The sequence below is a fragment of the Pseudomonas sp. 10C3 genome (assembly GCF_036346185.1).
In the GTDB taxonomy this organism is placed as follows: Bacteria; Pseudomonadota; Gammaproteobacteria; order Pseudomonadales; family Pseudomonadaceae; genus Aquipseudomonas.
Genome location: NZ_JASJVE010000026.1, coordinates 1 through 23,980, shown reverse-complemented (window position 1 = coordinate 23,980; position 23,980 = coordinate 1). Strand labels below are relative to the sequence as shown.

The window sequence follows — 23,980 nt, the reverse complement described above, 5'->3', positions numbered from 1 at the left end:
ATGTCTGAAGCCCGTACCGGGCTTATTCGCAGACAAGTCAGCTCCCACAGATGATGTTCTATTTCAGAGGGTTATTGGTAGGCGCAAGAAGACGTAATCCAACACTGAAAACTCACCCCCCAAGCACCCGCGCATAAACCTGCCGATCAATATTCGCCCCACTCAAAATCACCGCCACTTTGGCACCTTGTTGGCGCTCACGCTCTTTGATCAGCGCCGCCAGGCCCGCAGCTCCGGCGCCTTCGGCGGTGTTGTGGGTGTCTTCGTGGAAGATCCGGATCGCGCTGGCGATTTCGTCGTCATTAACCCGGACGATTCGCGCTGCGCCTCGGCGGATGATGTCGAATGCTTGCGGCAATGGCAGGCGACAGGCCATGCCGTCGGCGAAGGTGTTGGCGGTTTCGGTGGTGATGATTCGGCCTTGTTCGACGCTCTGCGCAAAGGCGTCGGCGTGTTCGGATACGACACCGACGATTTCGGTTTTCAGGCCCAGTAAGTTGCGAGTCTGGATCAGGCCGCATATGCCGGAACCCATACCGATGGGGACGTAGACCGTCTGCAGACCCTGCACCGCCTCCAGCAATTCCAGCGCGTAGGTCGCGACACCTAAAATAAGGTCAGGATGAAACGCCGGGACACTCTCGTAGCCCTGCATTTCGGCTTGGCGCGCGGCTTCTATCCGCGCCTCGTCGAAGTCTTGCCCGTACTCGATAAGTTGCGCGCCCATGGCCCGCATCGCGGCATTTTTTTCCTGCGAATTGCCGAGGGGCACAACGATGATAATCGGCAGCCCTGCGTTGCGTGCGGCCGTTGCAAGGCTCTGCCCATGATTGCCTCGGGTGGCAGTCACCAGCCCGGTAACGTCAGGTTTGCGCTTGAGCAATCCCTGTACGTACAGCAGGCCACCACGAATTTTGAAGGCGCCGGTCGGTGCGTGGTTTTCGTGTTTGACCCAGACCTCACAACCCAGACGCTCGGCCAAGCGCGGCCATGCGTATTGGGGGGTAGGCGGAACCAGTGGGCGAATGGTTTGCGCGGCGTGGCGTAACGAGGCGAGGTCAAACATCAGGTCACCGGGTTGTGGGTGGGTTTGACCTGATCTTAGGGCCGGGGCATTGTATGGGTTAAACCTTATATTGCATGAGCAACAATAAATGTGGACGCCGACGCTCAACGACAGTGCGCAGCCGAAGTACCTGGCCTTGGTTGAAGCGATCACGCGCGCGATAGAAAGCGGCGAGTTAAAAGTCGGCGAGCGGCTGCCACCGCAACGACGTCTCGCCTGGAACCTGGGCCTGAACCCAAGTACGACGATGCAGGCCTATCGTGAGGCCGCGCGGCGGCATTTGGTTTCGGGTGAAGTGGGGCGCGGCACTTACGTATTGGCCGGGAGCAAAGAGGCGACGTTGTTCCGGCTCAAGCAACCAAGCGAACGCCCTGCCCTGATTGATCTTTGCACCAATGTGCCGGTGACCGATGAGGACAGTCAGGACGAAGTCTTGGCGCTCTCTACGCTGATCAATAACGGACAAGCACAGCGCCTGCAACGCTACCTCACGGCTGACGACCTGGCAGTTGGCCGGGCTCAGGGTGCCGCCTGGCTGCAAGCCCGGGGCCTGAACGTGCCCACAGAAAACATCATGCTGTGCAACGGCGCCCAGCAGGGGTTGTTCACGGCGTTGCTGTCGCTGTGTCAGCCCGGCGAGCCGGTCATCGTGGAAGCCTTCACTGCGCCAGGAATCAAAGCGGCCTGCCGCCAATTGCGCTTGCCCATGCATGGCGTTGCGCTTGATCGATGCGGCATCCTCCCTGACGAACTCGACCGGATGGCGCGGGCCACCGGGGCAAAAATCGTCGTGCTGACGCCCACGCTACAGAACCCGACGTCAACGATCATGTCGCCCCAGCGGCAATTCGAGATCGCGGAAGTCGCAAGACAGCATGACCTGCTGATTATCGAAGATGATGTCTATGGCGCGCTGACCTCCTCACCTCCACTGACGCGACTGTTGGGCAAGCATGGCCTGTTGGTGACAAGTCTGTCGAAAACGGTCGCGCCCGGTTTACGGGTTGGCTGGATCACGGCCGAACCGTCCGTGCTTGAACGTATCGACCCCCACGCGCAGGCCACGCACTGGGGCGTTTCACCGCTCTGCCTGAGTATCGCCTGCCAATGGATCAACGATGGAACCGCACAACGTCGTCTGGCGTGGCAGACCGAAGAAACCACCCAGCGCTGGCGCTTGGCAAAAAAGACACTCGGCGCGGCGTTGTATCAGGCACAAAGCCCGTCTCCTCACATTTGGGTCACCAGCTCACTGCCCTCCATGAAGCTGGCCGAGGCCTGCCGTGCAGCACAGGTCGACGTGGTGCCTGCTGAGGTTTTCGCAGTCAAGGAACACGATACCCATGCCGTACGCATCAGCCTGTGTGCAGCCAGCAATCGAGCACAATTGAAGATCGCATTGGAGCGGGTGGCGCAGATTGTTGGGACCAACGGTACGTTGCAAATTGAGCAAGACGGATCTACTTTTAATAGATAAATCCGTCTTGTTTTTACTCCTGTACCGCAATCACTGCGAAGGAGATTTACCGATGGTTACTCACTACAGGCTCGCCGGGCACATCGCCTGCGGCCGCCACGGCGACAACATCATCTCCACCACTGAGCTTGGACGTGTGAAGTGTCGCAACTGCCGTAACACCGATGCCTTCAAAGAGGCGAGGAAAACCGTGCGAAACGCAGCACGCAGAGCTGCGAGGAAAGCGAGGACTGCTCATGCATCGAGCGACTGGCGTGCCTCTTGGCAACAGCGGCTCACGGATATGCCCGGACCGCAGCGACTCCCTCGAGGGTTTCATGGTCAGCCCTTCGTCTAACCCTATGGAATGGCATACATCGGAGCGCTGATCTCGTCGGCATCGCTGACAGTAAACATGCAGAAAAAGGGCGAGTTTATTTTCGATAAATAAACTCGCCCCTCTTTGCTGACTCGGTGACTTACTGATCCGTTGTGCTCAGCCCGCCAAGTCTGCTCGTCACCATGCTGAAGAACTGCTGCACGGTCATTTTCTGGCCGTTGAAGTCAACGATGTCGTTGGCATAGTGAAGGTCCGAGACAACGTTCTCGCCCTCGACCTTGGCCAACTGGGTCATCACCGCCATGCCGCTGACCATGTCGCTCGCGCCCTGCGCCTGTTCAGCGATCGCTTTGGGGTCGGTCAGACCGTTGAGGCTCGCTTGCAGACTGGCGACATCCTTGATCATGGGTTGAGACAGCAGCAATTTGGCGTTCAGTTCGCCGATCATTTTTCTGCCCACTTCTGCAGGCGGTTGATCGAGCGGCCCGGGATTTTTCAGGTCCACCGCAAGGCTGAAGTGGCTTTCGCCGTTGGCGGTCTTGAGCGATATTTTTTCCAGTTCGATGTGCGGCTTGGCGTTCAGCAGTTTCGCCAGGTCGGCATTCATTTTTGCCTGATCGGCATCGCTCAGCTTCAACTTGAACGGTATACCGGCCTGCGCGGCAGCCTGTTGTTGAGGCTGGACTTTCTCCTGGAAGAAATGGAGCAGTGCTTGTGTAGACGCTACGTCGAAGTTGCCGAACTTCCACAGCATCTGCGAGGCGCCAATGTCCTTGCCGTTGTAGTTGATCATGCCGATGTCGTAGGTCACTTGAGCCGACAGGTTACTGTCTGCCTCTTGCATCAAGCTGGTGTTCACAAAGTCTTTGAACAGCACCGGAGGCTTGTCCCCGATCTGGAACAACGCGCTGGCCACTTTGAGGTTGCTATGCCCAAGATAGAAACCCGAGGCGCCTTTGGTGCCACCGGTGTCGAAGGTCACGCCGTGGAGTTCAACACTCACAGGGCCCTGTTCCGAGGCTACGTTGAGTTGCAGGTTGTCCATATTCCCGGTGATCTTGAGCTTCTCTGCATCGGCACTGGCCGCCACAGCGAGGTCGAGGCCGGAGAACTTGAACATGCCGTCTTTGTCATTGATATCCAATGGCAGCAATTGCAGGGTGCCTTCGGTAGCGCGGTCGTAGCCGATGCTCGCACTGCCTTTGAGCGGCGCGGCACCATTAGTCATGGCAAACCACTTTTCGGAAAAAGCGTTTTTCTCGATTTCATAATTGCTGGAAGCCATGACCGGCAGCAGCTTCAACGACCTCAGTCGCGAAAAAGGCAACGGGCCGTGCTCAATGTTATCCACGAACAACAGCTCGATCTTTTCGTTGTTTTTGCCCAGGCTTTTGCTTTGAACATTCACACGATAGTGCGCCGTGCTGGTGAACAGATGGCGATCGAGCGACACCAGCTCGACGCTCATACTGTCGTCGGTTCCGCTAAAAGACGACTTGAACTGTCGGTTGGCGTTGTCGATCGAATCGCGCAAAACACCATCCAGTTGAGTCCCGGTGTACCACGCCCCAGCGGTGCCCAGTGCCGCCACCGCAATGACGACGCCTACTGCAACGTTTGCTGATTTGCTCATCTTCCGCCCCACTTCGCTGTCCATAATCGACCGAGATTATCATCCGCCGCTAGCCACGGTCTTCCCTCAGACGGTAGGCTGATGTTCGAATTTGAAAACGGGATCAAACGAGATGAGTGAGCAACGCACCGTTTTTGGCCCGATCAAGGCCGTTATTTTCGATATGGATGGCTTGTTGTTGGATACCGAGGGTATCTACACCGAAGTCACTCATATTATTGCCAGTCGTTACGGTCGGACGTTTGACTGGACGATCAAGCAGAACACCATCGGCCGTGGGGCGCGGGATTTCGCCGGTTACGTGATCGGCGCGCTGGAGTTGCCGCTGTCCATCGATGAGTTTCTGACCACTCGCGAACCCATGCTGGATGAGCGCTTCCCACGTTCACCCGCAATGCCAGGCGCCGAGGCATTGGTCCGGCATTTGGCCGCGCACAATATCCCCATCGCCGTGGGCACCAGCTCGTCGATCCACTACTTCAAGGCCAAAACCACCCTGCATCGGGCATGGTTCGAGCTGTTCGACACCGTGGTAACGGCTGACGACTCGGAAGTGGGCGCCGCCAAACCCGCACCGGATATCTTCCTGGTCGCCGCCCGCCGCCTGGGCGTTGCCCCAAAGGACTGCCTGGTGTTCGAAGACTCGCCCTTCGGCGTGACGGCCGCCAAGGCTGCGGGCATGTCCGCCGTGGCCGTGCCGGACGCCCATATGCCAATCGAGCAATACGTTCACGCCGATCTGCGCCTTGAGTCGCTGTTGGATTTCCCGCTTGAAGCATGGGGGTTGCCGGCGTTCTGATGCGCAGCCCCTTGCGTCTGCGAGCGTCTGCGGCCACCCCTCGAACGTGTTTCTGGCAGGCATCGATTGCGGGGCAACTTCGTTGCCCCGGCTTCAATGAAAGTGGTCGCCGACTGTTTTATTGACATCGAAATGCTACTACTATCCCCCGACATTTTGTAACACCCGTCAAAGCACGCACTCTCGGATGCGACGCCAGCCTGATTAACCGTCGGGCCGCCCACTCTGGCATGGTGGCGTTCGTTGTGTAATGACACGGGATAGCAACGCGTTTTGCGTGATATGGCACACCGACAAGTCTGTCAGGTGCCAAGGACAAAAAAGGAATCAGCAAGGGATGTTGAACTCAAGGAATGTGCGCCCGACAGCACTGGCTATGGCCATTGCTCTCGGTGTAACCGGTTGCGCCAGCGTCGATAACCAATTGGGCGGAATGGATAAGACCTCAGCATGCGTGGCTGGCGGCATGTTGGGTGCCGTGCTGGGCGCGGGTGTGGCGGTTGCCCTGGGCAAGAACGCTGCGGGCGGTGCGATTGCCGGTGCCGCTGTCGGATGCGGTGCAACGTTGGCGTATCAGGCACGCGTCAAGCGTCTGCAGGCGATTGCCACCGAGGAAGGCATGAGCATGCAGATCAAGGAGCTTGCAACGGCCCAGGCTCCCACTGCAGGTAAAAGCGCCCCCCAATTGCAACCCGTGGGCATAGAGGCGCAGGTGCAGGACAGTGCAATGTTTGCCACCGGCTCTGCCGTGCTGACCGCCAATGGGGAACGTCAGTTGCGCAAGATGGCTGCGGTACTTGCGGAAGGCCAGAGCGGAACACAAACGGCGCCGAAGAAAATCCTGGTAGTGGGCCATACCGACTCCACCGGCAACGCCGAGCTCAACCAGCGGCTCTCGGAACAACGTGCCCGCGCCGTGAGCACAATCCTCGCCCAGGCCGGTTTGCAGCCCGCAGACATCTATTACCAGGGTGCCGGTGCCTCGCGACCTGTGGCGGCCAACATCACGACCGAAGGTCGGGCGCAAAACCGTCGAGTGGAATTGACCCAGGTCGATAACCAGCAACTGTTGGTTGCCCGCGTACGCGCCGAGCGCAACAACCCCAAATACCTGGAACACGGCACCCGGACCAGCCCGGCGGCAACAGCTGCCAGTGCACCGGTCAAAACACCGACCCTGAGCAAAGCCGACAAAGCCGAGTCCTCGCCCGCGACAGCCCAACCTGCGCCTTCCACAGGCATTCCGGTTCAGGGCAAAGGTGGTATCGATTTTGGCGGCCATCAGGTCGTCAGTATGGAGTCGGCACTGGCGCGCGGTATCGAGCCCAAGAAATCGGTATTCAGCGTTATCTCTCCGGCCTACGCCTCGGCTCCGGTAGGTTCCTGCGTCGCCGATATGCCACGTATGGCGGGCGAAGTAAAAAACCTGGCCACTGATCGAGCGCTGGTGGATATCGCCACCACTGACTACCTGCCTGGGATGAACGGTCGCCCTTGGGGCCAGGCCATCAACGGGCATGTCGCCTTGGTCGGGCCAGTCGCCATTCTCAAAGAAGATGCGACGGTGGCAGTACAGCCGTTCATGCAATTCATCCCTGACTACAAGACTTCAAAAAAGCAGTCGGAAAAGATTCAGTCGATTGCCAATACCTTCGACGGTGAAACCAAGGTGCTGTACCGGGTTTTCGCAGTCGATGCATCGAAGTCGCCGGTGTCCTGCATGGACATCGTGTTCGACAAAAGAACAGGCGCCGCGACAGCCGGGGAACTGTTCTATCCAAAACAAGGCGAGGCTTTCGTCGCTGAATTCGAGCCGGTTCGTCGCTAACCAGATGAAATAGGGAAATAACATGCTGCAGACAATTCAGGCGTTCTTCATCGCCTACTGGTACATCGTTGTGCCTCTCCTGGCGACGCTCTTTCTCATGATTCCGGTGGTCATCTACTGGAACAAAGTGCGTTACGGCTTAATGCTGGCCCGGCACAACGTCCCGCTGTTCGGGAAGATCAAACATTGGGTCAATCATCCGGGCGAACAGAACCCGAAAACCCACTTCCTCGACGCCGAAACCCAGCTGTGCAGCGCCTACTACCACTACTACGAGGGCCATGTAAAAAACGGTCAGTTCTTTCAGAAGTGCGAAGACTATCTGATGAAAGTCAGCGAGGATCACCGCATCGAAAAAAGCATGTGGCTGTGGATGCTGGTGATCATGCTGATGGTGATCGAAGCCTCTGCGTTCGGTTACGCGTTGTCGCCATACGCCATGACACTCGCCACGCCCAACACCGCGCTGGCGGGTGCGTTTGGTATTGGTCTGGTCATTTCGATCATCGCCTTGCTGCTGTCTGAGCTGACCGGTCGCCAGTTGTACCTGAACCACATGGTCGGCCAGATCATGGCCTACGCCACCATGCGCAAGAAAGGTGAGGAAGGCGACTTCATCAAAAAAGACCGGCTTAATATCGACAAGACCTACGATGATAATGACCGCCCGGCGTACCAGCAGATGCTCAACCGCATCAAGGTCAACTACAGCAAGCAAACGCCAGCCAAGTCCTTCGGCATCACTGTCGCCTATGGCGTTTTCATCCTGATTCTGGCGGTTGCAGCCTTCTGGGTGCGGGCTGAAACTCTGCAGGCCCAAGAGGCCGAGTTGATCGCCAACCCTCCGGCCATCAGTGCTTCGGCCGATGACTTCCCGTCCTCGAATGACTTCCCGATCACCGACGACATGAAGTCGCTGGGCAACGATTCGAAAACCAAAAGCGCTCAGGACCAGATTGATTCGATGCACCGCGCGTCGATGATCACTTTCGGCGTGCTCAGCGCACTGTTCGTGTTCATTCAGTTCACCAGCACTTACCTGGCGTACTCCCGAGGTTTTGTTGGCAGCAAATCGAAAGAGGCCTGGGAGCAGACCGTCGGTTTTGCCAACGCCGATGAATATGTGGCCTATCACCGCCGCCTCGCAAGCTCCATTGCGGTTGACGCACAACAGGCACTGAGCACGCTGCAAGCGCTGCTGTCGGCCCAGTTCCATATCTCTGGCACTGATCACAGCGAGAAGGAATCGAACAAACACGCGCGGACCTTTGAGCGCTTCATCGAAAACAAAAGGTCCGAAAATCTGTCGGCCATCCCTGACCCCATCGCGGCCGAAACACGGCAAGCCGCTGTGGTGACCTCCGCGGTCGATGTCACGCCAGAACCCATTGCACACGTCTCCACCAAGACGGCCGGTTTCGACCCGCACGCCTGGGGCAAGCTGACCGGCTATGAGGAGGAAGACCTAGCCTATGTCGCGGGCAAAAAAGGCGTGGACGAAACGCTGATCCGCCGTGCTTACAAACTCCAGATGCTGGACGAGCAGGAAAGCTGATGATGATCAAAACACTGATCGCTGTGCTGGCCTTTGTCCCGCTAATAGCATGGGGCGCTGAGCGCAACGACGTGCCCAGCTGCTATGAGCAAAGCAAGTTGACCGAGTTCAAGGCGCCCTCTTCGGGGCGCTTGTTGACGGTTATCATCGACCAGACCACGCCGCTGACCAAGGAGCTGCAGCAAACCGCCTGGAGCCACATCAAGCGGTTCATTCAGCCTGGGGACAAGCTGCGGCTTTACAGCTTCAGCGCCTACCTGGAAGGGCACTACACCCGACTGCAATTCTCCGGAACCCTGGAAAATCCGTTGCAAGACAGTGTCATTGGCGATGTGCCGATGATGCCTGCGCGCAAACTGGGCAACTGTCTGAAAGCTCAACCGCAGGTGCTCTGGCAGAACTTCGGCAAGGCATTCGCAGCGACCATGGGCACCTCCAGCACGGACATTCCGCGCAGTGAGATCCTGTTCAGCTTGCGGGAAATTTCCGCCGATTTGCGCAACGCCAAAGACGCCAACGAACAGGTCATTTTCTTGATGTCCGACATGCTCGAATACAGCGACTTCGGCAGTTTCTATGCGGCTAATCGGATACGCGATATCAACCCCGCAGCCGAGTTGGCCAAGGTCGAAAAGCAGAATTTGTTTGCCGACTTCGCGGGAGCCCGCGTCTATGTTCACGGTGCTGCGTTCGTCCCTCAAGACAACAAGAACGGCTACCGCTCCGGCAAACTGATCCAGAACTTGCAAAGCTTCTGGACGGGTTACTTCGAGCGCTCGCATGCCGAACTCAAAGGCTTCGGTACACCCGAGCTGACTGCGGTCGTGGAATAGTTACAACAGGCTGCAACGGCTAATGATGAATGGCCGTTGCGCCGACCTTGTTGCACTTTCCTGCCCCGATTTCGGTCAAAAATAGAACGCTGCGAGCATCGAAAAAACCACACCCCTCGCACTACTCCTTCGCATCGCCCGGAAAAAAATCGCTAATCCTATGATCAGTATGATTTTTCCGGACTATCAATATCAGCGATGACCACGTCGGTACAAACCGTGTGAGCTAACACCTTATGCAGGTTCTTTCAGCCCGGCTTTTGCCGGGCTTAATTTTGGGCGATGGAAAAGCGCAGCGTTCAAACGCGCCGACAGAGCGCCTGTCAGGCGACGTCGAACGCATCCCACTCATGGCGTCGAGATCTTACCCTGCGCCCAGCCGTCTTCACGCGTAGCCAACGCGCTGGCAATGGATTTTATTTCCGTCGATTCCAACGTCACTGGCAGCGGATCAAGGCCGGCACTGGCGAAGATTTGCCCATAGGCATTGCGCAAGTCAGCGTAGGACAAGTCACGGCGCAAATCGGCTTGCAGAGTATTGAGTTCACCCTGAATCAAATCGAGTTCGCCAATGCTGTTGGCCTTATAGCGATTGCGCAGTTGGCCGACAATCTGCCCGTCGAGTTTCGACAATTGCTGGCTGGTCTTGAACTGACGCAGGGCCTCTTGGTAATTGGCGTTGGCAACATACAACTGCGCCAGAATCGCAATCGACATGGCCTGCCGACGAGCTGAAGCCACGGATTCCCCTGCCTTGGCAACGTTGATGGCGGCGGGCGCCGAAATCACGTTGAACAGGTTCCAGGTCACCTTGACGCCGTAATCAGCCCAGCTCTGGTTGACCAGAAAGGAGTTGCTGTCGTAATGCCCGCCAGCAGAGAACTCAAGCCCCGGCAACATGCGCAGCATGGCTTTACGGGTTTCTGCAGCGCTGATGCGCGTCTGATAATCCTGTTCGCGCAGTTCAGGACGGCTGGCCAAGGCCTCGTCCTCCAAACGAGAAAGGCCCACTTTCAGCACGGGGACCTCGTAATCACTTTGCGCTGCCAGCTTCAGATCGGAACCCAATGGCAGATTGATCAGGGTTGCGAGCTCGGTTTTGGCCAAGGATAAAGCGCGGCGCTGGTCTTCCAGTTGCCGGGTCGCTTCGATCAGGGCGCGCTGATAACTCAGGGCCTGAACCGGGTCACCCACGCGCTGGTCGCTCATGGCCTCGCTGTTGGTCTGGGCCTTTTCGACGCGCGCCATCAGACTGTCGATTTGCGTGAGCAACCGTTCAGCAGCCAGAGCACGCCAGTAAGCAGAACGCACGTCCTGGACGATAGTGTTAACCACCTTGCGCCGACGCTCCTGCACGATCAGGCGCTGATCGCCCTGTTGCTTGGCACTGATGTAGCTGACACCAAAATCGAGCACGTTCCAGACCATGGTCAAGTCGGCAACCCGGCGGTCGCGGTCCTGGGAGGTCGAGGGTTCCAACGACTGGGTTCCGGTCTGGATACTTTGGCTGCTGGAGGCTCCGACGTTATTACGCCCGGCGTAACCGGCACTCATCGCCATGCGTGGCAGCATGTCAAAGCTGGCCAGATCGACCTGACGCTGAGCCATGGCCTCTTCCATGACTTTAAGGCGGGCTTCGAGGTTATATTTCACCGCGCGAGCCATCGCCTCATGCAAGGTCAGCGGACCATTGAGCGGCTCCTGATCCTTGTACATATCGACCAGATCACTCTTGGCGCGCTGCTCGCTTTCACTTCGATCGATCGGCTTACTGGTGACCGCACAACCACTCACAATCAACGCCAGCAAGCTGACGCTGAACAACTTCTGAGCCTTATTCATCCCTAACCCCTAGTACGGCAAACAGCTTCTTTATAGTCAGGCCTGCGCTTCACTCGCGCCGATCTGCACAAGCGCCAACGTCAATTCGCGAATCTGGCGTTGCTCGTTTTCTTTGAGTTGATGCAATTGCTGGCTCAGTGTCGGCGCGCCAAAAATTCCGCGCACCCCTTCGCCTGCATTTTTGCTACTGCTGTTCCATTGCTTACCGTCGAACACGTTCAGCGGCGAAACATCAGGCACCGAGTCCCGACCAAATACCCCGGAAATCGTGCTAGTACCGAACACTCCACCGTCGCCCCCGCCAGCACCATGAAAGCCACTGGTTACGCTGCCCGTGCTGTCGCTGCTACCGAAAACCTGGGCAATATAACTTGGCGCCAGCGCCTGATTATTGATGAAGATGTTGCCTAGGGCCGGTACATCGCTGCCCAGGGTCGGCGACTGAAACAGCGAGTTGAAGGCCAACGGTGAGCCGAGATTGCCGGGCGGCGCAGCGAACACGTTCGGTTGCAGCGCCACGTTGGACACGCCCGGAAGCGCAGCTGGCGTAATACTGGTGCGGAATTCCGGGTCACCGGTCATGGAAATACTGTTGATGCCAAAGCTATTGGAGTTTGTACTGCCGGTGCCAGCATTGCCTGCCAGGTCCGTCACGCCGAGGGTGTTCAGGCTGACCAGATTGCTGGCGACGTTGATATTGGCCGTCGGCGTCAGGGTGGCAGTCCAGGTCTGGCCGCCATCGTGGCTGGACAAGTTCGACAGCGTGCCATTAGTGGCGCTCAGGTCGGACAGATCGAAACCACTCACGGCCTCGCTGAAGGTGATGGTCACCTGCGACGTCTGTCCTGCGGTCAACGCCGAACTGGCGACCACAACACTGGCGGTAGGCCGCTGGGTGTCGACGGCGTAGTTGTTCGAGTCGGTACTGCCCACTCCGGCGTTGCCTGCCAGGTCACTGACGCCGCTATTGTTCAGGGTGATCCGGTTACTGGCGCCGGTGATGTTACCGGTCGGGGTGAACGCTGCGGTCCAAGTCATGCCACCATCGCGGCTGCTGACGTTGCTCAGGGAACCGTTAGCTACCGTGAGATCACTGTTGTCGAACCCGCTGACCGCCTCGCTGAAGGTGATGGTCACCAGCGAGGTTTCGCCGATGTTCAGGGCGTTGTCCGCCACCACGATGGTTGCGGTCGGGCGCACCGTATCGATGGTGAAGTTGTTCGAGTCGGTCACGCCGACCCCACTGTTGCCCGACGCGTTGGTCACACCCCGATTGTCCAGGCTGATCAGGTTGGTACTGTCCGTCACGTCAACCGTTGGTATGAAGGTCGCGGTCCAGGTAATGCCGCCGTCGCTGCTGCTGACGTTGCTCAAGGAGCCATTGGCAATGGTCAGATTGGCGTTGGTGAAACCGCTCACCGCTTCGCTGAAGGTGATGGTCACCCCTGAGGTTTCGCCGGCCTTAAGGGCGTTATCTGCCACCACGATGGTCGCGGTCGGAACCTGGGTTTCCACCACATAGTTGGCGGAGTCGGTGGTGCCCACACCCGCATTGCCAGCCAGGTCTGAGACGCCAGTGTTATTCAGGGTGATGACGTTGGTGGTATCAGTCAGGCCCATGGTCGGGGTGAACGTAGCGGTCCAGGTGATGCCGCCGTCGCTGCTGTTCACCGCACTTAAAGTGCCGTTGGCGATGGTCAGATCACTGTTGTCGAAGCCGCTCACCGCCTCGCTGAAGGTGATGGTTGCCAGCGAGGTTTCCCCTGCTCTCAGGAGCGTATCGCTCAACACAATAGTCGCTGTCGGGCGTTGGCTGTCGACGGCGTAATTGTTGGAGTCGGTGGTGCCGCTGCCCATATTGCCGGACAGATCCTGAACGCCGGCATTGCCCAGCCGGACGATGTTGCTGGTGTCGGTGATGCCGGCTAACGGCGTCAATGTGGCGGACCAGGTAATGCCGCCATCGCTGCTGGTGACATTGCTCAGGGTGGCGTTATCGATGGTCAGGTCGCTGTTATCGAACCCGCTCACCGCCTCACTGAAGGTGATAGTGACCTGCGTGGTCTGGCCGACGCCCAAGGCCGGGTCGGTCACCACGATGGTCGCGGTTGGACGCGCCGTATCGATGGCAAAGTTGTTGGAGTCGGTGGTGCCACTGCCGGTATTGCCCGAGGCGTTCTGCACACCGCTGTTGTCCAGGCTGATCAGGTTGCTGCTGTCGGTGATGGCGTTGGTTGGCGTGAACGTCGCCATCCAGGTGATACCACCGTCGCTGCTGGTCACGGCGGTCAATGTGCCGTTGCTGATCGTCAGGTCGGCGTTGCTGAAGCCGGTCACGGCTTCGCTGAAGGTGATGGTCACCCCTGAGGTTTCGCCGATGTTCAGGGCGTTGTCCGCCACCACGATGGTTGCGGTCGGGCGCACCGTATCGATGGTGAAGTTGCCCGAATTGGTGATGCCGGTGCCGGCGTTATTGGTCAGGTCCGTATAGCCCGCGTTGTTCAGGCTGATCAGGTTGGTGGTGTCGTGAACGTTGCTGGTCGGGGTGAAAGTCCCGGTCCAGGTGATGCCGCCGTCGCTGCTGCTCACCGCGCTCAGGGTACCATTGGGCACGCTCAGATCGCTGTTGTCGAACCCGGTCACCGCCTCGCTGAAGGTGATGGTCACCAGCGCGGTCTGCCCGGCCGCCAGGGTCGGGTTGGCGACCACGATGGTCGCCGTCGGGCGCACGCTGTCGACGTCGTAAGTGTTCGAGTTGGTGGTGCCAGAGCCGGCGTTGCCAGCACCATCGGCCACGCCACTGTTGTCCAGGACAATGTGATTGTTGCCCTGGGTGATACCCGCCGCTGGCGTCAGGGTCGCGGTATAGGTGATGTTGTCGCTGGTGCTCAGGCTGCTCACGGTACCGTTGTCGATCGTCAGGTCGGCCAGGCTGAAACCGGTCACCGCCTCGCTGAAGGTGATGGTCACCAGGGATGTACCGCCGATGCCCAGATGATCGGTCGCGACCACGACAGTGGCCGTCGGACGCTGGGTGTCGATGACATAGTTGTTGGAAACGCTGCTGCCGCTGCCGACATTGCCCGAAACGGCCGCCTGAACCCCAGTGTTGTCCAGGGTGATCTGGTTGGTGGCATCGGTGATGCTCGCCGACGGGGTGAACGTGGCGGTCCAGGTAATGCCGCCGTCGCTGCTGCTCACCGCGCCCAGGGTGCCGTTGGTAATCGACAGATCGGCATTGCTGAACCTGGTCACCGCCTCGTTGAAGGTAATGGTCACCAGCGAGGTGTCGCCGATTTTCAGAGACGGGTTCGCCATCACGATGGTCGCCGAGGGCAACACGGTGTCGATGCTGAAGTTCGCCGAGTTAGAGGTGCCCGCGCCAGCGTTGCCAGCGATGTCAGCGATACCGGTATTGGTCAGGGTGATGGCGTTGGTCGCGCTGCTGGTATTGGTGCCCGGAGTGAAAGTCGCGGTCCAGGTGATACCGCCATCGCCGGTGCTCAAGCCACTCAGGCTACCGTGACTCACACTCAGGTCGGCCAGGGTGAAGCCGGTCACCGCTTCGCTGAAGGTGATGGTCACCAACGAGGTTTCGCCGGCCGTGAGCGCAGGATCGGCGACAACAATGGTCGCGGTCGGACGCTGGGTATCGATGGCGTAGTTGTTGGAGTTGGTGCTGCCGGTCCCGGCGTTGCCGCTGGTGTCGCTATAGCCGGTATTGTCCAGGGTGATGACGTTGCTGGCGTTGGTGATGCTCGCCGTCGGGGTGAAGTTCGCGGTCCATGTGATGCCACCGTCGCTGCTGCTCACCGCGCTCAAGGTGCCGTTGGCGATCGTCAGGTCGGCGTTGCTGAAACCGACCACGGCTTCCGAGAAGGTAATGGTCACCAGCGAGGTCTGGCCAATGATCAGGGAGTGGTTCGCAACCACCACAGTCGCGGTCGGACGCACGCCGTCGATGACCACGTTGTTCGACGTGGTAGTGCCGCTGCCGGCGTTGCCCGCCGTATCCTGGACCCCAGTGTTGTCCAGGGTGATGTGGTTGCTCGCGCTGACGATACTCGCTGTCGGGGTGAAGGTCGCGGTCCAGGTGATGCCGCCGTCGCTGCTGCTCACCGCGCTCAGGGTGCCATTGGAGACCGTCAGGTCGGCGTTGGTAAAACCGACCACAGCTTCGCTGAAGGTGATGGTCACCAGCGACGTCTGGCCGACGCCCAGGTTGGTGTTGGCGAACACGACGGTCGCGTTCGGCCGCTGGGTATCGACGGCATAGGTGTTGGAGTGGGTGGTGCCACTGCCGGCATTGCCTGCCGCATCGCTGACCCCCGTGTTATCCAGGGTGATGACATCGCCGGTTTGGGTCACGCTGGCGGTCGGCGTCAGGGTCGCGGTCCAGGTGGTACCGCCGTCGCTGCTGCTCAAGCCGCTCAAGGTCCCACCGCCGACCGTCAGGTCGGCGGTAGTGAAGCCGGTCACCGCCTCGCTGAAGGTGATGGTCACCAGCGAGGTTCCACCGATGTTCAGCGCAGTATTGGCCACCACGATGGTCGCGGTCGGCCGCACGGTATCGACCGCATAGGTGTTGGACGTGGTCGTGCCAGTACCGACGTTGGTCGCGGTATCGGTATAGAGGGTGTTATCCAGAGTAATGACATTGCCGCTGCTGTTGCTGCTGGCGGTCGGTGTCAGGGTCGCGGTCCAGTGGATATTGTCGCTGGTGCTCAGGTTGCTCAGGGTGCCGTTGGAGGCCGACATGTCAGCCAGGCTGAAACTGCTCACCGCTTCGCTGAAGGTAATGTTCACCGTCGAGTTGACCGTGGTGCTCAACGTCGGCGCGACCACCGTGACGGTCGCGGTCGGGCGCACGGTATCGATGGCGTAGTTGTTGGACGCGGTGGTGCCGCTGCCCACCGTGCCTGCCGACACGCTGCTGACCCCGGTATTGTCGAGGACGATGTGGTTGGTGGCGCTGGTGACGCTGGCACTTGGAGTGAAGGTCGCCGTATAGGTGATGTTGTCGCTGGTAGTCAGGGTGCCCAGGGTACCGTTGGAAATCGTCAGGTCGGCGTTGGTGAACCCCGCCACCGTCTGGTTGAAGGTGAAGGTCACCAGCGAGGTGCTCCCGATGTGCTGGGAGGTGTTGGAGACCACGATGGTCGCGGTCGGTGCCGGGGCATAGGCGGTGTTCAGTGTGCCGCCGTCATTGAAGATATTGTTCACGGACGCCACGCTGGCGCCGGTGCTGCCGCCGCCCAGCGCCGAACCGCCGGAGCCGCTGCCGCCGGCGTTGCCGGTCATCGCCGCAAAGTTGGCGGCGGTCACCAACAACGTGCCTTTGTTCCAGATCGCGCCGACACCTTTACCGGCCGCGCCACCGGGGTCGGCAGAGCCGCCCAAGCCACCGCCACCGCCACCGCCACCGCCGGCAGCGATGTTATTGGAAATCACCGAGGTGCCGACGACGGTCAGGGTACCCGTACTCGCGTTGTAGATACCGCCGCTGGCCGAGGCGCCGGCCCGGCCCGGCTTGTCCCAACCGGAGCCGCCACCGCCGCCGCCAATGGAGATAGTGCCATTGTTCGCCGTGCCGCCAACCCCGCCGTTACTGTAGTTGGAGGCGCCTAAGCCACCCGAGCCGCCGGCGCCGGTGCTGCTGCCACCGCGACCGCCCATGTAGTTGGGGTCGTAGCTACCGCCGTTACCGCCTTGGTTGGCAGAACCTGCGGTACCAGCATAGACCCCGGTACCGAAGCCTGCGGTACCGCCGTGACCACCGATTTTCCCGCCAAGGGCACCGCCACCGCCACCGCCACCGCCGACTGCACCGCCGACGTAAGGCGCAGTAACCCCGCCACCGCCACCGCCACCCGAGGCCGCGTTGCTGGTCACCGTGACGTTGTTCAGGGTCAGGTTACCGGCGTTGACGATACCGCCACCCATGACCGAGGTGCCGTCGACCCCGGCATTCGCGCCATTGCCGGCCGCCAGGCCCTTGGTAATGATCAGACCGTCCAGGGTCGCGGTGACCCCGGAATTGACCCTGAGCACCTGGGTCTGGTACTGCCCGTTAAGGGTCACATCGGCAACGCCGTCGTGGTTCAGGTCGCCTTCGACGGTGAGGTTCTTGGTGATGGTCAGTTGCGAGACCAGGTTGACCGTCATGCCGGCGGCGTTGAAGGTGACAATATCGCCCGTCACCGCATTATTCAGGGCCGCACGCAGCGTACCGACGCCGCTGTCAGCGGCATTGGTCACAGTAATGGTCGCCAGACCGTACTGATAGGCAGCCACGGCATCGGCCGACAGCACATTGTGGCTTTCGATGGTGCCGGTGGCTATTTCCAGGGTCCAGTCGCCGCCCAGGCCGGTGCGGTTGGTCGACGCCGCGATATCGCGCCCGGTGTATTGCGCCAGGGAGTCGACAAAGCCGATACCCTTGTCGCCCGCGGCGGTGTTGCAGGCGTAGAGCAGGATATCGCCGCCGACATTCATGTCATTGCCGATGCGCGCCAATACGTCGGCCCGTGCCGCGACGTTATCGGCCGAGAGGTAGGTGCTGCCCAACCACAGGTCGCCCGAGTTGCCGTGGGCAATAAGTTCAACGGTGCTCACGCCGTGGTGGGTGTCGAGGTAGTCGGCAATTTGCTGCAAGCCGTCCTTGCCGGCCTGTAATTCGACCACTTGGGTACCGGCCGCGACACCTTTAAGCAGGCTTTCGGAATCCTTGACCCGCGAGTCGACGAACACCACGGTCTGCCCTGGGACTGCAGGCGGTGTCGGTGTCGGCGTCGCGGCCGTATCGGTCTGGGGATGGCTATCGTTGCTGGCAGCATGATCGGTCGCCGCCGCTGGCTTGGCGGCGTCCGTGGTGGCATGGCTGTCGGCGTGAGCGGTGTCCGCAACTGTCGCGGCGACCGCACCGTCGAACAGCATTCGCGGCTCAAGCGACATGATCAATGGCGCAGCCAAAGCTTTCGCCCGTGGCGCTACCTGTCTTGCACTCGACGACTTAGCTTTATTCCACCACATGAGGCTCACCTGCGCTCGAAACTCAGACTCTCAAACGAATGACCGCTATCAGTTGATAGCGGTTTCAGTTTTTTATACGGATGACGTTGGCGGCACTGGACCGACCATCGTTCCAAAAGGACAACTCTGCGTACTTCTCGAAAATATCTGGCGGCAGGATCGTGCGCCGCTGTGTCATCTCGACCTTGCGTCTTACTTTGTGCAGGCCACTCATGCCGAGACCTTGATCGAACTCCGGCGCGTCATAGACCAGGTTCTCGAAGTCATGCTCGAACCAGGGCTCGCCGATAAAGTCGTAGACCAGGCGCATGACCAACTCGGGTGCCTGACTCAGCAGCTCGTAGTCGACGATCAACAACGAGTCAGCTTGCTCACCGTAATAGGCTTCTTTAAGCGCTGACCAGGCGAACCCCACCAGGCGGTTGCGTTGGGCCAGGGTTTCGACGCGGCTCTCAACGGTATTGCGCTCGTTCGCGTCGGAAAACAACTTGGTGTTCTCGAACGGATTTGCGCGGTACAACCGCTCAATGCTGTCCATCACCCAGGCAACGTTACGCACACAGGCAATGGTCTTGGCCTGGGGGAACAGTTCCTTGAGGGCAGGTAAACGTGCACACCATTGGCGATTGGTGTCGAAGATAACGGGCTTGTCGGCTTTGTCGGCGTAGTAGGAATCGAACAACCCACGCAGCAGGCGCTGGCGCATGCCGGTGTCGATAACCGCACCGAACTCACTGCCCGCACTGCATTGTTCGAGCACGCCAGAAAACAACGAACCCAGCGGGCTGGTCATGCCGGCGTGGAATTTTGGGTTTTGCAGAAGGATAGCGGAGAGCAGGGTAGACCCGGAACGCGGCAAGCCTGAAATAAAATGAAAACTTGCCAATCCCTTCACCCACTGCGGAAGTCCATTTGTAGGACAAGATTACCGGATCGTGGAATATACGCCTAGTATTGTTTTGATATCACCTGGCACTTTTTCGGGATGAACCCCCCCGTAAATACAGGCCTCTTCGGCAGTTTTCTGGCGACGAAAAAACACTTGAGCCGTCCCTCGGTAACGGCCTGAAAAAATAACGTTTTATAACAGTATGCCGATGAGCACTTGCCAGCCCAGTGCGCTCGTTATTCTTAGAAACCGCTTTCCCGCACGCCCAACGCCGCCAATCGACGCCAGGCATTGCCCAGCAGCGACTCACTGCGCCCCTGCAACACCACCAAACCACGCAGGGGCTGATTTGGGGTAGGCGTGGGTTGCAGAATGCTCAAGCGTGCGCCGTATTGCGCTTGCACAGGTTCGGCGCGGTGGCTTTCATCGCGGCGAACGGCAATTGGCCCATGGTGATCGGAGGCCAGGGCTTCCAGATCCAGATAGTTCACGCCGTTGGCGTCCACCTCCAGGAGCGCCACAGGGATAGCCTGGCGCATCGGGTCATCAGGAATAAAACGTCCCTCCGCGCCCGACGCAACACGCCACAATGCTTCCTCAGCCAGATAGCCTCGCAGCCGGACACCGTCCTCCACCACGCGCGCCAATGGCAGCTTGGTCGATACCCAACGCCCGACGCTCAGTTCTGGTAACAGATCACGCACCTGTCCGGCCTGCGGCGCACGCACCAGCAGACGCTCACGCTGCGCCACCAGTCCACGGTATTGAGCCACCGCTTCAGCCAGCCGCTGCTCCAAGATGCCCACATCGGCCACCGTTTCACTACGTCCGGCCTGACGCCGTAATTGCAGCTGCAGAATATCTATCTCCCGACGCACGATGGTCTGGCGCGAGTCCAGATCCGGCGACTCCAGCTCGATCAAAACCGCCCCTGCCTCGATGCGCTGCCCGTCCTGCACGTTCACTCGTTTGACCCGCGCCGCGATAGGCGTGTGCAGCGCACTGACACGTCCGGCTTCAAGCATCGCCGGCAACTCGACACTGCTGCGCCATGGCAATACCAGTACGGCAATAACTGCCAGCAAACCCAGCAAACTGAACAGGGCGCGAGCGTTATGGGCGTATTCGCGACTTTTCCACCAGATGCGCATTTCTTTCCAAATCGGCAGGAAGATGAACCACACCAACTCGACCATCATCAGGAAGATGCCGAGCAGCTTGAAGAACAGGTGATAGACCGCCAGCGCAATGCCAAAGAACAACGCTGCGCGCCACAGCCAGGAGAAATACCCCCACAACAACAGTCGACGTTGCATGGCGGGAGACCACGGCTCCGGTGCCGGTTGCTGATAACCGAACAGGACCTCACGCAAGCGCCAGCGGCACAGAGCGAAGGCGCGACCTTGCAGGTTGTCCACCTGCCACAAATCACTGAGCAGAAAATAACCATCAAAGCGCATGAATGGGTTGAGGTTCACCGCCAGCGTGGTCAGCCAGGTCGCACTGGCCAGCATGAACGCAGCGGTACGCGCCGGGCCGTCGGGCAGCAGTGACCAGACCAGCAAGGCGATGCAGGCCAAGACCAACTCAGCCAGCACGCCACCCGCGCCAATGAGCAGCCGTGAACGGCGATCATTGACCCGCCAGGCATCGCTGACATCGGTATAAAACAACGGCAGCATAACCATGAATGCCACGCCCATGCTTTGTACCCGGCAACCGGCACGCTTGGCCATGAATGCATGACCGAATTCGTGACACAGTTTGGCGAAAAATAACGCGATGCCGAACGCCATCGCGCCGCCGAGACTGAACAAATGCGGAAACGTCGACAGAAAACGGTCCCAATCACGCGCCACCAGAAACACGCCAGTTCCCAGGGTGAGGGGTAAGCCATAGCGCAGCAGACGCGAGCCATAACGTTCGAGCCACGGCCAGACGCGATTGAGGAAAGCATCGGGGCGCCACAGCGGGATTCGGAAAAACAGGTATTGATGCAGCAGCATCTGCCAAACGCCCTGACGCTGGGCGGCCGCCTTGCGCATATAACTGTCGCGCTGCTCCTGATCCAGTGCGGCAATCAGGTCATGGGCGCGCAGAAAGCTCAGCAGCTCGTCAAGCTCATGCCCGACCAATGGAAGACCAGGTTCCTGATTGGCAGCAGCCAAAACTTTGCTGGCATCACCCAGCGACCAATGGCGCAGCAAGCGAATTGCCGCCGCACCGAGCTTGAAGTAACGCCCACGCACCGGGTCAGCCAGGGTCCAGCGTGGCGAACCGTCCAGCGCCGGGGCAGCCGCCGACAGCTGCAAATCCGCTCGCAGCGCGGGCACGTTCATTTAAAGGCCTACGCTCTGACGCAACGCTGCCAGAGGACGACGCAGCAGATAGAGCCCCACTGGCGCGCGCTCACCGAAGAGTTTGGCGGTGCCACGCAAACCAATTCGCGGCGGCGCTTCGCTGAAGCTCGCGTCCAGCCGGTAGGCCAATTGCCCCGCAGCGGTAGGTTGTGCCTCGTAAGCCGCACGTTCCAGAGTTGCCTCATAGCGGTGCAAAGGATCGCTGTCGAGAAAGAGTGCCACCTTTGCACCAGGCTCAAGCTCAATGGCATCGCCAACCGCCAGTTCGATACGCAGCTCCGCTTGGGTCGGGTCGGCAATATCCAGGAGGCGCTCGCCCGTCTGCACCGGTTTTCCGGTCCAGCGCTCTGCGTCAGCAAATACCGCGATGCCGTCACGTTCGGCCCGCACTTCACTGCGTTTGAGCAACTCACGCGCGTAATCACGCTCGGCGCGCTTTTGTTCGGCGCGCGCCGCCAGCAGGTCGATGCGCGAGCTGGATTCGGCATCAGCGAAGGCCCGCTGTGCGTTGGCCTTGAGCTCCGCTTCGGCCACACCCAAGGTCCGCTCAGCAACATCTGCCTGCGCTTTGAGCGTGGTACTTTCGAAGCGCAGCAACAGGTCGCCAGTTTTTACCGGCTGGTTGGGCTTGACCAAGAACTCGGCGATCACTCCGTCCAGCGGTGCCGCCACCACGCGGCCACCCAATGGCACCACTTCGGCGGGTGCGAGCACCGATTGACGCACAGGTATCAACAGACACAGCAACAACACCCCGACCAACGCCAGCTGCTTTTTCCCGGACCAATGCAAACGCCACGGCTTGCGCGGTTGCAACGCCAGCCAGGCGTGACTGTAGGTGTCGCCCAACCGCGCCAGAAGCATTTGCTCAGGCTGTGTCCAGGCTTGTTCGCGGGCCAACCACAACCCACCAAATACCAGGCCTTTGCGATCAAGCAAGGGGAGCCAGAACACTTGGGTCGCCGACAGCGCCTGCACCTCCGCCTGGTCCTGCCCACCCAGCTGTTCGATGGCGACAGAACCCGGCTGGTTTAACTGATTTTTTTTGAACAGGTCTGCCACAGCGTGCTCGACGAAGGCGACAAAGGGCGCATTGGGTTCAACCATGCTGACGCCCGTCACTGCGCGCACCTTGCCAGCGATCAACAGCGCTGCGTGACGAAAACTGAACAGGGCCTGACCGTCATTGACCAGGCTGTAGGCCAGTTGATCGATATCTTTGGCGGCGCGGGTCTGACGCTCCAGATCGAGAAATTGCGCGAAAACCCGTTCGGCTATGCCTGGCGCCGCAGCGTTCACTTGGCGGACGCCAGATGCGCGGTACCACTCATGCCCGCCAGCAGGCCCTTGACGTCAGTCAGCGAGGCGACCAGCAACAGCGTTTGGCTACCCTCATCGATGCGCGCACCCAATCGCTTGACCGTTGCGGTCAGTGGCTGACCAGTTTCATCGGGGGTAAAGCTGAAGGTTTGCCCAGGCTTGAGTCGTGACATCCAGCGCGACGGCACCAACAGGTGAATTTCCAGGGTGCGGTTGTCGACAATTTCCATCAGCGGCGCGCCAGCCGAAACGCTTTCATAGCGCTGCGCCTTGCGTAGCACTACTTGACCATCATATGGCGCGACCACGCTACAGCGCTTGACCTGAACCTGATAGACCTGCGCTTGAGCCTGCACTTCAGCCAGTTTGGCTTCGGCTCGCGCCACTTCGAAACGGCCAACGGAGTTGAGCGAGGCCAGTTGTTTGTTGTGCGCCAACTCTTCACTGGCGCCGCGAATGCCTGCCTGGGCGGCATTGAGCTGGGCCTGATAAGCGGCACAGTCGAAGCGCGCCAGGGTATCGCCCTTGTTGAAGGCCTCGCCTTCGCTGAACGGCATGTCGACGATTCGCCCGGACAATTCGCTGGCAAGCACCGCCTGATCACGAGCCCGCAAGACGCCACGGGCTTCGCCGGTGGTCACGGTCTGCGCGCTGGGGGGAGCACTGTCCAACAATGGATCATTCGATTGGGAAGTGTCTGCCTGTGCCAAGCCAGCAAGACAGGCAAATCCGTAAGCCCAACAACGCAAGTGGCGCATAGCCTTTACTCCCGACTAAAGGCGGCAGTCTACGGTAGCGGTGCTGGCCGTCAAGGGTGTCGAATGGCCCAGAGCCATTCATAAATACCCTGCATTTGTAATGGACCGCGACGTGGCGAGGTTCTATGTTTGGAAACATTCTGTTTTTCCCTTCCACTCATTGAAAAGGATATCGAGCATGACTTATCGCATTCTTGGCCAATCCGGCCTGCGGGTTTCTACGTTGACTCTCGGCTCCATGATGTTCGGCGAGCAGACCAGTACTGAAG

The 23,980-nt window shown here is 59.6% G+C and carries 14 protein-coding genes; 6 read left to right on the top strand and 8 right to left on the bottom strand.

Annotation, left to right across the window (positions count from 1 at the left end; all coding sequences use genetic code 11):
• Nucleotides 1-112: 112 nt before the first annotated feature.
• Nucleotides 113-1,066, bottom strand: a complete 954-nt coding sequence (locus QN399_RS21565) for a threonine dehydratase (RefSeq protein WP_322177243.1) — start codon at nucleotides 1,064-1,066, stop codon at nucleotides 113-115.
• An 88-nt stretch (nucleotides 1,067-1,154) separates the two neighbouring features.
• Here QN399_RS21565 and QN399_RS21560 point away from each other — a divergent pair, with 88 nt between their 5' ends.
• Together QN399_RS21560 and QN399_RS21555 are read left to right on the top strand one after the other, a co-directional pair.
• Entirely contained in the window at nucleotides 1,155-2,543 is a 1,389-nt protein-coding gene (locus tag QN399_RS21560) for a PLP-dependent aminotransferase family protein (protein ID WP_322177242.1), read from the top strand.
• A 52-nt stretch (nucleotides 2,544-2,595) separates the two neighbouring features.
• Nucleotides 2,596-2,880 carry a hypothetical protein gene (locus QN399_RS21555; RefSeq protein ID WP_257604449.1) on the top strand — a complete coding sequence of 95 codons (285 nt, stop codon included), beginning with the start codon at nucleotides 2,596-2,598 and terminating at the stop codon, nucleotides 2,878-2,880.
• Nucleotides 2,881-3,001: 121 nt separating this feature from the next.
• Here QN399_RS21555 and QN399_RS21550 read toward each other — a convergent pair whose 3' ends face one another.
• Nucleotides 3,002-4,495 (bottom strand): YdgA family protein, encoded by a 1,494-nt coding sequence (locus QN399_RS21550; RefSeq protein WP_330201611.1) that lies wholly within the window; start codon nucleotides 4,493-4,495, stop codon nucleotides 3,002-3,004.
• Nucleotides 4,496-4,607: 112 nt separating this feature from the next.
• Here QN399_RS21550 and QN399_RS21545 point away from each other — a divergent pair, with 112 nt between their 5' ends.
• The 4 genes from QN399_RS21545 to QN399_RS21530 all read left to right on the top strand — a co-directional run bounded on the left by QN399_RS21545 (nucleotide 4,608) and on the right by QN399_RS21530 (nucleotide 9,510).
• On the top strand, nucleotides 4,608-5,294 hold the full coding sequence (locus QN399_RS21545) for an HAD-IA family hydrolase (RefSeq protein ID WP_322177240.1): 687 nt from the start codon (nucleotides 4,608-4,610) through the stop codon (nucleotides 5,292-5,294).
• Nucleotides 5,295-5,631: 337 nt separating this feature from the next.
• Complete coding sequence (locus QN399_RS21540; RefSeq protein ID WP_323569261.1) at nucleotides 5,632-7,122, top strand: OmpA family protein; 1,491 nt, start codon at nucleotides 5,632-5,634, stop codon at nucleotides 7,120-7,122.
• Between the two features lie 22 nt (nucleotides 7,123-7,144).
• A complete protein-coding gene (locus tag QN399_RS21535; RefSeq protein WP_322218817.1) occupies nucleotides 7,145-8,677 on the top strand; it encodes a hypothetical protein in 1,533 nt (510 codons plus the stop codon).
• Nucleotides 8,677-9,510 (top strand): hypothetical protein, encoded by an 834-nt coding sequence (locus tag QN399_RS21530; RefSeq protein WP_322177237.1) that lies wholly within the window; start codon nucleotides 8,677-8,679, stop codon nucleotides 9,508-9,510. The genes QN399_RS21535 and QN399_RS21530 overlap by 1 nt, the downstream gene beginning before the upstream one ends.
• Nucleotides 9,511-9,858: 348 nt before the next feature.
• Here QN399_RS21530 and QN399_RS21525 read toward each other — a convergent pair whose 3' ends face one another.
• The 6 genes from QN399_RS21525 to QN399_RS21500 all read right to left on the bottom strand — a co-directional run bounded on the left by QN399_RS21525 (nucleotide 9,859) and on the right by QN399_RS21500 (nucleotide 23,711).
• Nucleotides 9,859-11,352 carry a TolC family protein gene (locus QN399_RS21525; protein ID WP_322177236.1) on the bottom strand — a complete coding sequence of 498 codons (1,494 nt, stop codon included), beginning with the start codon at nucleotides 11,350-11,352 and terminating at the stop codon, nucleotides 9,859-9,861.
• A 36-nt stretch (nucleotides 11,353-11,388) separates the two neighbouring features.
• Nucleotides 11,389-18,288 (bottom strand): Ig-like domain-containing protein, encoded by a 6,900-nt coding sequence (locus tag QN399_RS21520; RefSeq protein ID WP_330201621.1) that lies wholly within the window; start codon nucleotides 18,286-18,288, stop codon nucleotides 11,389-11,391.
• Between the two features lie 160 nt (nucleotides 18,289-18,448).
• Complete coding sequence (locus QN399_RS21515) at nucleotides 18,449-19,279, bottom strand: sulfotransferase (protein ID WP_322177235.1); 831 nt, start codon at nucleotides 19,277-19,279, stop codon at nucleotides 18,449-18,451.
• Nucleotides 19,280-19,515: 236 nt separating this feature from the next.
• Complete coding sequence (locus QN399_RS21510; RefSeq protein WP_322177234.1) at nucleotides 19,516-21,612, bottom strand: site-2 protease family protein; 2,097 nt, start codon at nucleotides 21,610-21,612, stop codon at nucleotides 19,516-19,518.
• Nucleotides 21,613-22,932, bottom strand: a complete 1,320-nt coding sequence (locus QN399_RS21505) for an HlyD family efflux transporter periplasmic adaptor subunit (protein WP_322218810.1) — start codon at nucleotides 22,930-22,932, stop codon at nucleotides 21,613-21,615.
• Nucleotides 22,929-23,711: an efflux RND transporter periplasmic adaptor subunit gene (locus tag QN399_RS21500; protein WP_322177232.1), complete on the bottom strand. Its 783-nt coding sequence runs from the start codon at nucleotides 23,709-23,711 to the stop codon at nucleotides 22,929-22,931. Before QN399_RS21500 ends, QN399_RS21505 begins: the two co-directional genes overlap by 4 nt.
• Nucleotides 23,712-23,980 lie beyond the last annotated feature (269 nt).

Excerpts from the sequence above, each read along its gene's own strand:
- QN399_RS21565 (WP_322177243.1), bottom strand. The coding sequence starts at position 1,066 with ATGTTTGACCTCGCCTCGTTACGCCACGCCGCGCAAACCATTCGCCCA.
- QN399_RS21560 (WP_322177242.1), top strand. The coding sequence starts at position 1,155 with ATGTGGACGCCGACGCTCAACGACAGTGCGCAGCCGAAGTACCTGGCC.
- QN399_RS21555 (WP_257604449.1), top strand. The coding sequence starts at position 2,596 with ATGGTTACTCACTACAGGCTCGCCGGGCACATCGCCTGCGGCCGCCAC.
- QN399_RS21550 (WP_330201611.1), bottom strand. The coding sequence starts at position 4,495 with ATGAGCAAATCAGCAAACGTTGCAGTAGGCGTCGTCATTGCGGTGGCG.
- QN399_RS21545 (WP_322177240.1), top strand. The coding sequence starts at position 4,608 with ATGAGTGAGCAACGCACCGTTTTTGGCCCGATCAAGGCCGTTATTTTC.
- QN399_RS21540 (WP_323569261.1), top strand. The coding sequence starts at position 5,632 with ATGTTGAACTCAAGGAATGTGCGCCCGACAGCACTGGCTATGGCCATT.
- QN399_RS21535 (WP_322218817.1), top strand. The coding sequence starts at position 7,145 with ATGCTGCAGACAATTCAGGCGTTCTTCATCGCCTACTGGTACATCGTT.
- QN399_RS21530 (WP_322177237.1), top strand. The coding sequence starts at position 8,677 with ATGATGATCAAAACACTGATCGCTGTGCTGGCCTTTGTCCCGCTAATA.
- QN399_RS21525 (WP_322177236.1), bottom strand. The coding sequence starts at position 11,352 with ATGAATAAGGCTCAGAAGTTGTTCAGCGTCAGCTTGCTGGCGTTGATT.
- QN399_RS21520 (WP_330201621.1), bottom strand. The coding sequence starts at position 18,288 with ATGCTGTTCGACGGTGCGGTCGCCGCGACAGTTGCGGACACCGCTCAC.
- QN399_RS21510 (WP_322177234.1), bottom strand. The coding sequence starts at position 21,612 with ATGAACGTGCCCGCGCTGCGAGCGGATTTGCAGCTGTCGGCGGCTGCC.
- QN399_RS21500 (WP_322177232.1), bottom strand. The coding sequence starts at position 23,711 with ATGCGCCACTTGCGTTGTTGGGCTTACGGATTTGCCTGTCTTGCTGGC.